The 12,530-nt window shown below is 32.1% G+C and carries 10 protein-coding genes; 6 read left to right on the top strand and 4 right to left on the bottom strand.

The genetic code is table 11. The features are described 5' to 3' along the window. Nucleotides 1-50: 50 nt before the first annotated feature. The 5 genes from ilvC (at nucleotide 51) to Q6H37_RS18190 (ending at nucleotide 7,122) form a co-directional block, all read left to right on the top strand. Nucleotides 51-1,046: a ketol-acid reductoisomerase gene (ilvC, locus tag Q6H37_RS18210; protein WP_318734944.1), complete on the top strand. Its 996-nt coding sequence runs from the start codon at nucleotides 51-53 to the stop codon at nucleotides 1,044-1,046. Between the two features lie 254 nt (nucleotides 1,047-1,300). Continuing rightward, nucleotides 1,301-2,770 carry an NCS1 family nucleobase:cation symporter-1 gene (locus Q6H37_RS18205; protein WP_318734942.1) on the top strand — a complete coding sequence of 490 codons (1,470 nt, stop codon included), beginning with the start codon at nucleotides 1,301-1,303 and terminating at the stop codon, nucleotides 2,768-2,770. Nucleotides 2,771-2,879: 109 nt separating this feature from the next. Beyond that, on the top strand, nucleotides 2,880-4,241 hold the full coding sequence (allB, locus tag Q6H37_RS18200; RefSeq protein WP_318734939.1) for an allantoinase AllB: 1,362 nt from the start codon (nucleotides 2,880-2,882) through the stop codon (nucleotides 4,239-4,241). 18 nt (nucleotides 4,242-4,259) lie between these two features. Then, a complete protein-coding gene (gene allB / locus Q6H37_RS18195; RefSeq protein ID WP_318734935.1) occupies nucleotides 4,260-5,618 on the top strand; it encodes an allantoinase AllB in 1,359 nt (452 codons plus the stop codon). Nucleotides 5,619-5,658: 40 nt separating this feature from the next. After that, nucleotides 5,659-7,122, top strand: a complete 1,464-nt coding sequence (locus tag Q6H37_RS18190) for an NCS1 family nucleobase:cation symporter-1 (RefSeq protein ID WP_318734933.1) — start codon at nucleotides 5,659-5,661, stop codon at nucleotides 7,120-7,122. 93 nt (nucleotides 7,123-7,215) lie between these two features. Here Q6H37_RS18190 and Q6H37_RS18185 read toward each other — a convergent pair whose 3' ends face one another. The 4 genes from Q6H37_RS18185 to Q6H37_RS18170 form a co-directional block, all read right to left on the bottom strand. Further along, on the bottom strand, nucleotides 7,216-7,344 hold the full coding sequence (locus Q6H37_RS18185; protein WP_318734931.1) for a hypothetical protein: 129 nt from the start codon (nucleotides 7,342-7,344) through the stop codon (nucleotides 7,216-7,218). Nucleotides 7,345-7,615: 271 nt separating this feature from the next. After that, entirely contained in the window at nucleotides 7,616-8,785 is a 1,170-nt protein-coding gene (locus Q6H37_RS18180; RefSeq protein ID WP_318734929.1) for an SLC13 family permease, read from the bottom strand. Between the two features lie 57 nt (nucleotides 8,786-8,842). After that, a complete protein-coding gene (locus tag Q6H37_RS18175) occupies nucleotides 8,843-9,418 on the bottom strand; it encodes a MarR family winged helix-turn-helix transcriptional regulator (protein WP_318734926.1) in 576 nt (191 codons plus the stop codon). A gap of 327 nt (nucleotides 9,419-9,745) precedes the next feature. Further along, complete coding sequence (locus tag Q6H37_RS18170; protein WP_318734924.1) at nucleotides 9,746-10,849, bottom strand: DnaD domain protein; 1,104 nt, start codon at nucleotides 10,847-10,849, stop codon at nucleotides 9,746-9,748. Between the two features lie 318 nt (nucleotides 10,850-11,167). On the opposite strand from Q6H37_RS18170, the gene Q6H37_RS18165 reads away from it, so the two are divergent. Next, nucleotides 11,168-12,412, top strand: a complete 1,245-nt coding sequence (locus tag Q6H37_RS18165; protein ID WP_318734740.1) for an IS110 family transposase — start codon at nucleotides 11,168-11,170, stop codon at nucleotides 12,410-12,412. Nucleotides 12,413-12,530: the final 118 nt, after the last annotated feature.

Below are 12,530 nucleotides of genomic sequence, written 5' to 3'. Positions count from 1 at the left end.
AAAAATTTTAATAAAAAGAAGTTATAAATAATAGTAGGAGGTAAAAAAATATGAGTGCTATTGAAAAGGTTTATCATGATGAAGATGTTAATATGGATGTACTTAAAGGTAAGGTTGTAGCGGTAATGGGATATGGAAGTCAAGGAAGAGGACAATCCAATTGCTTAAGAGACAGTGAAGTAAATGTTATAATTGGCGCAGGAAATAAGGATAGGTATCCAGATTGGAATAATGCAGAGGAAGATGGATTTACTGTATATCCATTTGATGAGGCAGTTAGAAAAGCTGATGTAGTAATGGTATTACTACAAGACCCTGCTCAACCTGCAGTTTACTATGAATCGATTCATCAAAATTTAAAACCAAATCAGACACTTTGCTTTGCACATGGTTTTGCAATATTATATGGAACAATTGTGCCACCAGAATTTGTAGATGTAGTACTTTTCGTTCCTAATGGACCAGGTCCTGTTGTAAGGCAAAAATTTCTGGATGGTTCAGGAATATATGGTGCAGTTGCTGTAGATCAGGATGTTACTGGACATGCTAAGGAAACAGCTCTTGCAATTGCTAAAGGTGTTGGCAGCACAAGAACTGGTACAGTATATCTTTCATTCCAACATGAGACTGAAGGAGACAATTTTGAAGAACAGGTTCTTTATGGTGGAACAATCAATCTTATGAGAGCAGTGTATGAAACTATGGCTAAGAATGGATACCCAAAATCTTTTGCTTATGCAAAGGCTATAAGGTCCATTAGGTCAGTAATTGACGATATAGATCAAGTTGGAATAGAAGAATATTTGTCAAGAAGATGCAGTAGAACTTGTGAATTTGCAGTTAGAACTTCTGGACCAAGAATTATTAATTATGATGAAATTGAAAAAGTATTTACAGAAACTGAAAAAGGTGAATTTGCAAAAAGATGGTTACTGGAATTCCAATGCGGTATGCCTACTTTAAACAGATTAAGAAGAACTCATAAGAATTCAGATATGGAAGTGGTAGGAAAAGAGTGGAGAGAAAAGTTTAGCAAAGAAGTGTAGTGTAAAATTAAATGATTAATAAGGAAAATTATTAAACTTAATTAGCCTATTGTACTGTATATATATTACTATAATGTTGATATATTTATTAAGTTCAATAGGCTAAAGTAGTTTGGAAATTTTGATGTGAATTTAAGTGATTTATTTAACAAATAACAGGAGGAGCTATTTATAATTGTTGTAAATTAATTGAAAATGTGTAAAATTATTTATAAATATGAAAAAATGTTTATAATGAGGAGGAATTATTCATAATGAAGAAAGATATGGAGATATTTAGGGGGGATTTAGTTAATCCTAATGAAAGGTTATATAATGAAGATCTTGCTCCTACAAAAGAACGTAAGTGGGGAACATATAGTGTATTTGCAATGTGGATGTCTGATGTTCACAGTGTTGGTGGATACACTTTTGCAGCAGGATTATTTTTTATGGGATTAACAGCATGGCAAGTTTTATTAGCTGAAATTATTGGTATATCTATTGTAATGTTTCTTTCAAATCTTACCAGCAAGGTTGGAACCAAGCTTGGAGTACCGTATCCTGTAATAAGCCGTATATCTTTTGGTGTGTGGGGAGGGAATATACCTGCACTTATTAGAGGCCTAGTTGCAGTATTTTGGTATGGTATACAGACTTACCTAGCATCTGTATCAGTTGTAGGTATTATACTAATATTTGCACCAAGTGCTAAATCTTTAATGTCAGGATCTTTCTTGGGGTTAAATTATCTTTATTGGATTGGATTCCTAATTATGTGGATTGTCCAATTGTTGATAATGATATATGGAATGGAAATAGTCAGAAAATTCGATAATTTTGCTGGGCCTTTAGTTTATGTTTTAATGTTTTTCTTGATAATATGGGTTATAAATGCATCTGGAGGACATATTAACTTAAATGTTGGTTTAGAAGGTAAAAGATTATTTGGGTTAAATGCTGTTTATACATTTATAGTAGCAATTGCACTGGTAGTAGCGTATTTTAGTACAATTATGCTTAATGTTTGTGATTTTACTAGGTTTTCACCAAACTTTAAAGTGGTTAAAAGAGCTAATTTTTTAGGATTACCTGTTAATTTTACATTGTTCTCCATAGCTAGTGTAATTACAACTGCAGGAAGTATAGTTATTTTTGGATCAGCAATTTATGATCCTATACTGTTGGTACAAAAAATTCCCAATAATACGGCTCAACTCATTGGAGCTGTTGGATTTATGATTGCAACTTTAGGAATTAATGTTGTAGCAAATTTAGTTTCACCTGTTTATGACCTTGCAAACTTGTTTCCAAAGCATATTAATTTTAAACGAGGTGCAGTAATTACTGCTGTACTTTCTATAGTAGTACTGCCATGGAAAATATATGAAAGTCCAGTTGCAGTAAATTATTTTTTAGGTGGTTTGGCTGCGTTCTTAGGCCCAATTTTTGCCATAATCATAGTAGATTACTATATAATAAAAAAGGAAAAAGTAGATGTGCAAATGTTATTTCAATTAAGTGGACCATATTGGTACGATAATGGCTTTAATAAAAAGGCTATACTATCACTATTGCTTGGAACTATAATATCTGTACCTGTAGCTATGATTCCAACATTTAAAGTATTAGCTTCATTTTCCTGGTTTATAGGAGTATTTATAAGTGGGCTTTCTTATTGGATATTAATGAAGGAGACAGTTGCTGCTAATGTTAACGATTACAAAAAAGAACCTTCTTTATAGCAGTTTAAATGTAATTTTATAATAAAATGTTTTCATAAAAAGGTAAATATTTTAAAGGTGTAGTTTTTTACATTCTTAGTTTTATTTTTAGATTAAGTAGGAGGTAGCAATGAATAAGTATGATCTTATAATAAAAAATGGAAATATTGTATCTGAACATTCTGTTAAAAAAGGAGATATTGGAATATTAAACGGTAAAATAGTTGAAGTGAGTACTAAAATAAATGAAACTGCAAATGAAATAATCAATGCAGAAGAACTCTATATTTTACCAGGATTGATTGATATACATGTTCATCTCAATGAGCCAGGAAGGACTGAATGGGAAGGTATTTACACTGGCAGCTGTAGTTTGGCAGCAGGAGGGGTTACAACATTTTTTGACATGCCATTAAACAGTGATCCGCCTTTAATTTATCCTGATCAATTCAAAGTAAAAGAGGATTTGGCAAGGGAAAAGTCTATAATTGATTTTGGCATTTTAGGAGGGGTAGTTCCTGAAAATTTAAGTTATTTAAAGGATTTAAAGGAATGTGGAGTTATAGGTTTCAAAGGCTTCATGTCAAATAGTGGTATCAAGGAATTTAATTATCTTGATGATAACAGCTTGTTTGAAGGATTGAAGAAAGTATCCAAGCTACATTCTATAGTAATGCTTCATGCAGAAAGTGAAGTTATAACTAGTCACTTAGCTTCAGAGGCAATAAATAAAGGAAGAATTGCGGCTGAAGATTATGCTGCTTCAAGACCAATTGTTTCAGAGATTGAGGCTGTAGATAGAGCTATGTGCATGGCAGAAGTGGCAAATTGTAAAATTCATATAGCTCACGCAAGCAATAGTGAAGTAGTGGAAAGAGTTAAACTTGCAAAAGATAGAGGAGTTGATGTTACATTAGAAACCTGTCCTCATTATTTATCTCTAACTGTAGAGGACATTGTAACACAAGGTGCAATAGCTAAATGTTCTCCTCCACTTAGACAAAAAGATGATGTGGATCAATTATGGAAGGCGCTCATAAATGGGGATATTGATGTTATATCTTCTGATCACTCACCATCTTCACCCGATTTAAAGGATATGAGTGATGGAAAAAACATATTTAATGTGTGGGGAGGTATATCTTCAGCTCAAAGTACGTTAAATGTTCTGTTAGAGGAAGGATATTGGAAGAGGGGAGTTTCACTGGAGTTAATATCTAAACTAACATCTGCTAATCCAGCTAGAAGATTTGGAATTTATCCTAGAAAGGGAACAATTTCAGTTGGAAGTGATGCAGATTTGGCCATTATTGATCTAAATCAATCTTTTATACTCAAAAAAGAAGACTTGCTATATAAACATCCGGTTAGCCCATTTATTGGTAAAAGGTTTAGAGGTAAGGTAGTTTATACAGTTGCAAAAGGTCATAAAGTATTTGAAAAAGGCAGGATTTTAGATGATGGTTATCGTGGCAAATTGGTAATTAATTGATTTTGAGGTGAAATTTAGATGTTAGATTTGTTTATTAAAGGTGGCAAAATCATAGAAAATGATTATATTTTTAAAGGTTCTATAGCTGTAAAAAGCGGTAAAATAGTGGGTATTACAAATACTGATATTAAAGTTGATGCTGCTAATGTAATTGATGCTTCTGGAAAAATGATATTTCCGGGTGCTATAGATTGTCATGCACATTTAAATGATCCGGGATTTGAATGGAGGGAAGACTTCATTCATGGCTCTGAAGCAGCAGCAGCAGGAGGTGTAACAACTATAATTGATATGCCGCTTCAGAACGAACCTGCACTTACATCAAGTAAAATATTTTTAGATAAGCAAAATAAAATCATGCACAAGTCTGTTGTTGATTATGCTTTTTGGGGTGGTCTTGTAGATAATAATGTGCAGAATATAGAGGGAATTTATAAGTCAGGTGCAATAGGGCTAAAAGCATTTTTAGGTCCAGTTTCTTCTGATTATTCTACCATAAACATGGGAATAGCAAGACAGGCATTAGAAATAACTACTCCATTAGGAATGGTCATTGGATTCCATTGTGAAGATTATTCAATAATAAAAAGTTATGAAACAAAGTTAAAAAATGAGAATAAATTTGGTAGATCAGATTATTTTCAATCAAGGCCGGTTATTGCAGAATTATTAGCAGTTAAAAATGTGATAGAAATGGCAAGAGAATCAGGTGGAAAAGTTCATATTTGCCATGTAAGCCACCCAGAGGTTGCTAAAGAAATAAAAAAAGCAAAAAGTGAAGGAGTAAATATAACTTCAGAGACATGCCCTCATTATCTTGTATTTACGAATAATGATATGGTAGAAAATGGTGCAATATTCAAATGCGCTCCACCATTAAGAAGTTATAAAGATAAGGAGGAACTTTGGAATTATGTGATGGATGGCACAATAAATTGTATAGCATCCGATCATTCTCCTTGTACTATTGAAGAAAAATCAGAAGATAAACATAACATATGGGAAATATGGGGAGGTATAAGTGGCATACAAACTACATTCCAAGTTATGTTTAATAAAGTAGTAAATGAGAAAGGGTTATCTCCTACTATATTGACAAAAATTTTATCTAATGAGCCGGCAAAAATTTTTGATTTATATCCTAGAAAAGGTAATTTAAATATTGGTTCAGATGCTGATATTGTAATTGTTGATCCAAGAAGAAAATGGGAAATTACTTCAGAGTCACTTTTTTATAAGAACAAAATATCAGCTTTTATTGGACTTCAGGGTAAAGGAATTCCAGTTACTACAATAGTAAGAGGAAATATAGTTTATGATGATAGCAAAATTGTAGGAAAACAGGGTACGGGCCGTTTAGTTAGGGCTATACGATAAAAGGTAGAATTGTTATTTAAATATGAGGAGGGTTTATATTTTGGGCATTAAGTTGAAAAATTATAAGTTTGAAAATTCTAATTCCTTGACAAATGATGATTTAAAACCGATTATAAAGGAAAGACGTACGTGGAAGACTGTTAATTATGCTACACTTTGGATGGGGATTATCCATAATATTCCTACTTATGCTACTGTAGGAGGGTTGATAGCACTAGGGCTTTCGCCGTGGCAAACTCTAGGAATAATTATTACTGCTTCTTTAATATTATATGTTGCATTAACACTTAATGGACATGCAGGCACAAAATTTGGAGTACCATTTCCGGTTTTAATTCGTTCCTCCTTTGGTGTTATTGGTGCTAATATTCCAGCAATGTTAAGAGCATTTGTTGCTATTATGTGGTTTGGAATTCAAACTTATGCGGGAAGCACAGCTATTAATATTTTGATACAAAAACTTTGGCCATCATGGAATAATCTTGGTGGCAACTGGAGTTTCTTTGGACTTCATATTTCGGGCATGATTTCATTTTTGCTATTCTGGGCACTTCATTTATTTACATTAAATCATGGTATGGAATCTATTAAAAAATTTGAAGTTTTTGCAGGTCCAATGGTTTATCTAGTCTTTGGTGGTATGGTTTTTTGGGCTATTAGCATTGCTGGTGGCCTTGGACCAATTTATTCCCAGCCAGGAAAGTTCAGAACATTTAAGGAAGCATTTTGGCCTTTTGTTGCAGGTGTTACAGGAGTCATATCAATATGGGCAACTTTGATATTAAATATTCCAGATTTTACACGTTTTGCTGAATCCCAAGAAGCTCAAAAGAAAGGACAATTTTTGGGATTGCCTGGAACCTTTGCATTGTTTGCATTTGCTAGTATTACTGTAACTTCAGGAACTCAGGTAGCTTATGGAAAACCAATTTGGAATATTGTAGATGTACTTTCTCGTTTTGATAGTCCATTTGTAATTGCAGCTGCAGTAATTACACTCTGTATTGCAGCAATGTCAGTTAATGTTGCATCAAATATGGTTTCGCCTGCATATGATCTCGCTAATTTACTTCCTAAGTATGTAAATTTTAAACGTGGAGCTTATATTACAGCAATTTTAGCTGTATTTACTTTTCCATGGAAGACAATGGAAAGTGCTACAAATGTAATGTCATTCTTAGGAACAATTGGTGGGGCACTCGGTCCGGTTGCAGGTATTATGTTTGCTGATTATTTTATTATACGTAAGCAAGAATTAAATGTGGATGATTTATATGCTTTGAATGGAGAATATACTTATAACAAAGGATATAATTATCGAGCATTTATTGCTACGCTAATTGGAGGATTTTTTGCACTAATAGGAGACTTCATTCCTTCATTAAAAAGTTTAAGTAACATTTCATGGTTTGTAGGTGTTGCTATAGCTGCAATTGTTTATGTAGTTTTAATGAAAATTGATTCTCCAAATGTAAAATTAAATACAATAAGTTCTGAGAAGTAATGCATATAGCCTTGTTAAAAAAATCCCTTATGAATATTAAAAAACGTAAGGGACTTTTGTATATTAAAAAATATTCATTCCTTAGTTTTGCTTTTATTTATGATCTCTAATAGTTACTATAGATATATTTACATATCCAATAAAAGCATTAGTAGAATTTCTAGAATACTTATTTTTAATTGAAGATCCAGAGTTAGAAAAGAAACATAATTTACCAGCCATAAGAAAAACTAAAACGCCTTTAAAGCCTTGAAATGTAAGGCTTAAGGTGACTTTTTTTGCTTGAATCTTGAAAATTAAAAAACAGCTGGTAAAATTTTGAGGAAATCCTTTATTTTCAATGGGTTAAGAGGTATAATAAAAAATGAGAATGGCTATTTTACAGTGGTTGAATTATAACATAATATGTATTTAAATTCATATTTATATAATTAAACTATCTGGGAGTACAGGGTTGAACTATAACATAAGATGTATTTGTTTCTAACTAATTTCATTGAATATAGATATAAAAAATCAATCCTATAATTGATAGACAAAAAAAGTTTAATAAAATAAATTTCAATAGATATTCTTTCTTTTTATAAGGATATTCAAGAATCAACATTTTGTAAGAAATAATACTTGCCAGTGAAGCAATAGGAGTGCCCAGCCCACCAATAGTTACTCCATAAAATAATGCATGCCAATTGAATGCAAAAGGAGCAAGCAAAATACTACTTGGCACATTACTTATGATTTGACTTAATAGCAATGCAGACATATAAATACTTACTGATGTATGAGTTAAAAGTGTTAAAGAGTTGCGTATTATAATAATGTTAGATACATTACCTACTGAAATGAAAAAACAAACAAAAGTAATTAGCAATCCGTAGTCAAGTTTTATAAATAAGCTTTTATCTAAAGCAAGTGTCACCAATACTAAAATAGGTAAGGCTATAAAATAAGGTATAGTACCAAGAATATTAAGTATGAGTAAGACAAATAATACTGAAAATACCATTATTTTCTTTTTTTCAAGTATTGAGGTATCATTCATATTAAAGGAGATTTGTTTAGGATTAATAAAGAATGTTATAAAAATTAGCAAAGATAAACTTACAATACAAATTGGTAATGAATAAGAAAAAAAGCTTTCAACATGTAATTTGTAATGAGAAAAAATGTATAGATTTTGGGGATTTCCAATTGGAGTTGCACAGCTTCCAAGGTTTGCAGAAATTGTTATAAGAATAGTAGGTAAAATAATATCATAACTGCATTTTTTGGAGATGTTTATTAAAATTGGGATAATCGCCATCAGTGCAACATCATTTGTTAAGAACATGGCTGATGCGAACGCGAACAAACATAAAGTTTGAAGCAAAATTCTTTCGTTTTTACACTTATTCAAAATTAATAGCGATAAGTGGTTAATTAGGCAATATTTCTCAAAAGCTTTTACAATAATCATTAGCTCAAATAAACAAATAATTACTTTCAAATCTAAATATCCCCAATTGGGGCTGCTAAAAAATGAAGTTATAATAGCAGCCAATAAGGATATGGATAAAAAACAATCATTTTGCAAGGATGTTTTTATTTTTAATAATATTTCAATTAAAAATGCACAATTTTTATTTAATAAAGATATTCTAAATCCATTTAATACAGTTTTCATAGTTAGGATCACCTTCCTCAATATTTAATATAAAGTAAGCTTTATATTTTGATTAATTTATTTATGGTGGTGCAGTGGAGGCTTTGGATGATGGCCATCTTTTTCATGAGGTGGAATGTGTTCTCTAAGATGAGGCGGTAATGGTTCGCTTAAATAATCATCTTCGAGAATCGCTTGTGCTTCAAAATGAGCACAAAGCTTTTTGATTGTATTGTAAAATGAGTATTTTTCTTCACTGGATAGGCTTTCAAATATTTGTTCTGAAAAATCATTTTTATTTTCAAACTTTTTTAAAAACTCTAAACCATCAGCGGTTAAAAATACACGCATTTTGCGTTTATCCACTTCATCTTTTGCCCTTTTAATAAGATTGGAACGTTCCAATTTATCTAGTAGTTCTGACAATGTTGCTGATCTAACATCCAGTATTTCAGTAAGTTCTTTTTGGCTAAATCCATCATTTTGAGCTATAATATTTAAAAGCCGAACTTGACCACGATAAGGTGTATAGTGAGATTGTGTTTTATATAAACTTCTTTGGTACATATTTATAAATTTATTTAATGCAATTAATAGTTCATCAGATGAAATAATTATTTTTTCATCCTTTTCATCAATAGGGTTATTGTCCATTTGAATCCTCCTTAAAATATAGCAAGGCACCTAACTATATTTATAATATAAACTGATTTTACGATGAAGTCAAGTAATATTTAAAGGTACCTAACTAATTTTGCTATTATTCTATATATACCATGAACCAAATAGTCTATAAATTTTATATAAGGCAAAAGGAACTGCAGGTGCCGTAGAGTTTTATAAGAATTATGTGGCATATAAAGTTTAAAAATTAAAAGATAGTTGGTAAAATGTTGAATATACAGAAATAAACAGATTATAGAATGTTATAAAGGTGAAGTTAAAAAAGTTACTTCTGGTCAGTTTTCTAAAGCGTCAACTTCAGATGAGTCCTTCCATGTCTCCTTGATACCATTCTGTTTTTGTTTCCTTTCTTTCATGTTTTCCAAATTTTTTTTCCTGAGTCTTTGAATTATATCCCCAACTCTTTTCATAGTTTCTCCATGTTCTTCCAAAGCTTTCCCCTCCTTGCAGCTTTTTATAATTATCAAGAAAATCACTGTTAGTTTTAAAGTTATGAAAACCATAATAACTCTTATGTTTTTTATAATTATTTAAATAATTTATGACCTCATTTTCATCCCTTAAACCTTTATTTTTCCAGCTGTACAGCACTTTTTCAATGTATCTCAAGTTTTTGGCATTGCTTTTTAGGGCCTGTTTTATGCCAAGAATAATTAAGTCCTTGGAATTAAAATCCTCCATGAAATTTTTTAGCTGGTCAATTTCATAAGGACTAGCACAGCTTATATTGTCACTGTAAAAACTTACAACATCGGTGAACTCTTCTTCCTCTTTTTTTAAGCAAGTCTCTGTAGTAATCTCTGGTATTGCTTTATTAAAATACGCATTATCCATTTGACTTTTTGACTCAATGGAAGAAGAAGAAAGGTACTTATTACTGGACTTATTTACATCATCTAAATTTTCATAAGCTTTATCATTGTTGTAATAAATATTTCCATCCATAGAAATTTCATTTGCTTCTAAGTTATAAGGAACTTCTAGTTTTTTATCATCTTCAGAAATGTGAGATGAATTTTCATCTGGCTTTCCTTTAGTGTCAATTGTTGAATTAGTACCATCTTCAAAAGCATCACATAAGCTTTCAAGTTTTTCATAATCTATGGTGTACCATTTAGTCTTGTCCATTTTTGATTTATTGAAATTAGAACTTAAAACTACTCCTGCAGCCTCAAGCTTTTTTATAGTTCTTATTATGGTTCTTTTGCATAAAAAGCTTATTTGGTTGTGCCAGGCTTCATAGCTGTTATAAATCCAGGGCCTGCCATTTATTATGTGACTGCTTTTTAAAAGCCAGTAGTGAATTTGCTGAAGTATTGTACTTTCTGTAATTCCCAAAATTTCTGCAAGCTTAGGTTGAAAAACCATAGTGATTTCATTTTTCAAAAGTACTTTTTTCATAATTATATCCATTCCTTTCACTTCGCTCAAGGCACAAAACGTAATGAAAAGTGTTGGCTTTGAGTGAGTTTATATTTTATTATTAAGTCATAGGGATTTTCAGTATACTACAAATCACGGGACGGTGAGTGGGCTGTCTGACTTGTCAGATGACCGAATAATTATATGTGTAGATTGTCTTTTCAAGCACAAATAAGTGTGCCTTGAGCACGTAACCTTATCTTTGTTTAAACAATCTCGTTTAAATGCTAGGCTGTCAGTCAATGCTGTTTCTCCCTATAATTTTTTTAGAACTTCTTAGTTCAGAAAGGAGTCCCTATGGCTTTAAAAATCGTGTACAAAATCTGTTGTGGCATTGATGTCCACAATACTTTTGTAGTTGCTTGTATTGCAACCACTAATTCTAAAGGTGTTACCACCTACAAGAGCCATCGCTTTTCTACCTACACGAATGGTTTGAAAGAGCTGTTACAATGGCTGCTTGATTCAAATTGTAAGGATGTTTGTATGGAATCCACAGGTAAATATTGGATTCCTGTGTACAACATCTTAGAGAAAGGTTGTTCCATTGTATTGGCACATCCTAAATATGTTAAGGCTATTCGTGGTAAAAAAACTGACAAGAAAGATGCGAAATGGATTGCTGACCTGTTTAAGCATGATCTTGTTGTCGGTAGCTTTATGCCTCCTACTGACATTCGTCAGCTTCGTGACCTTATGCGCTATCGTTACAAACTAACCTGCTTTATGTCTAGTGAGAAGAATCGTCTTCAAAATTGTCTCACGGTTTCTAATATCCAATTGGGAAACGTTGTTTCGGACACTTTTGGTAAAAGTTCAAAAAGAATTTTAGACAAGATTCTTGAAAATCCTTTGGATACTTCCTTTGATATTAAACCTTTAATTCATGGCTCTATGAGGAACAAAATTCCTGAGATAGAGCTCGCCGTTGATGGATTTATTTCTACTGAACAGGCTGGTAAATTAAAGATTATAAAGAAACATTTTGAGGATTTGGAATCCCGGAAAGCAGAGCTAGAAGAACTGATTCTTGCGCTCGCCAGTCCCTATCAACAAGAACTCGACCTAATTCTAACTGCTCCATCATTTAAAAATCCGTTCTCTGCAATCACTGTCATTTCAGAGATTGGTGTCAAAATGGAGGCTTTTCCTTCGGCGAAACACTTATGCTCATGGTCAGGTCTAACACCTACCAACAATGAAAGTGCAGGGAAGAAAAAATCTGTCCGGGTTTCCAAAGCTGGATGCTACATTAAGCCACTTTTAGTACAATGTGCTACTTCTGTGGTTAAAAGTGAAAAGCATCCAGAAATCCGCAATCGCTACCTCCGCTTAAGGAAACGCCGCGGTCACAAGAAGGCAATCATTGCAATAGCAAGAATGCTTCTAACAGCATTATACAATATGTTAAAAAATAAAGAAACTTATAATGCTGAACTTTATAAAAAAGCAGATGCTATTCCTGTTGAACGCGAAATCACAGTGGAGCAAGCTATTTTAATGGCACAGTTCCAAGGTTATAAAATCAAGTCAGCTACCTAAACTTATTGTTCTCATCTATATTTAATTTTTTTAAGTCATCAAATGATGGCTTGTTTGCTATGCAATTTTACACTAGTGACAGTTCATACTTTTATTTTCAACCTTAACACCAATCCTT

The organism is Clostridium sp. JS66, from assembly GCF_033561535.1.
Taxonomy (GTDB): Bacteria; Bacillota; Clostridia; order Clostridiales; family Clostridiaceae; genus Clostridium_AM; species Clostridium_AM carboxidivorans.
Note: the sequence above shows the minus strand (reverse complement) of the source record. Positions and strands in the feature narration are given on the sequence as shown.

Bases quoted from the DNA above. Each gene is read 5' to 3' on its own strand.
- ilvC (WP_318734944.1), top strand. From the start codon at position 51: ATGAGTGCTATTGAAAAGGTTTATCATGATGAAGATGTTAATATGGAT.
- Q6H37_RS18205 (WP_318734942.1), top strand. From the start codon at position 1,301: ATGAAGAAAGATATGGAGATATTTAGGGGGGATTTAGTTAATCCTAAT.
- allB (WP_318734939.1), top strand. From the start codon at position 2,880: ATGAATAAGTATGATCTTATAATAAAAAATGGAAATATTGTATCTGAA.
- allB (WP_318734935.1), top strand. From the start codon at position 4,260: ATGTTAGATTTGTTTATTAAAGGTGGCAAAATCATAGAAAATGATTAT.
- Q6H37_RS18185 (WP_318734931.1), bottom strand. From the start codon at position 7,344: ATGGCTGGTAAATTATGTTTCTTTTCTAACTCTGGATCTTCAATTAAA.
- Q6H37_RS18180 (WP_318734929.1), bottom strand. From the start codon at position 8,785: ATGAAAACTGTATTAAATGGATTTAGAATATCTTTATTAAATAAAAAT.
- Q6H37_RS18175 (WP_318734926.1), bottom strand. From the start codon at position 9,418: ATGGACAATAACCCTATTGATGAAAAGGATGAAAAAATAATTATTTCA.
- Q6H37_RS18170 (WP_318734924.1), bottom strand. From the start codon at position 10,849: ATGAAAAAAGTACTTTTGAAAAATGAAATCACTATGGTTTTTCAACCT.
- Q6H37_RS18165 (WP_318734740.1), top strand. From the start codon at position 11,168: ATGGCTTTAAAAATCGTGTACAAAATCTGTTGTGGCATTGATGTCCAC.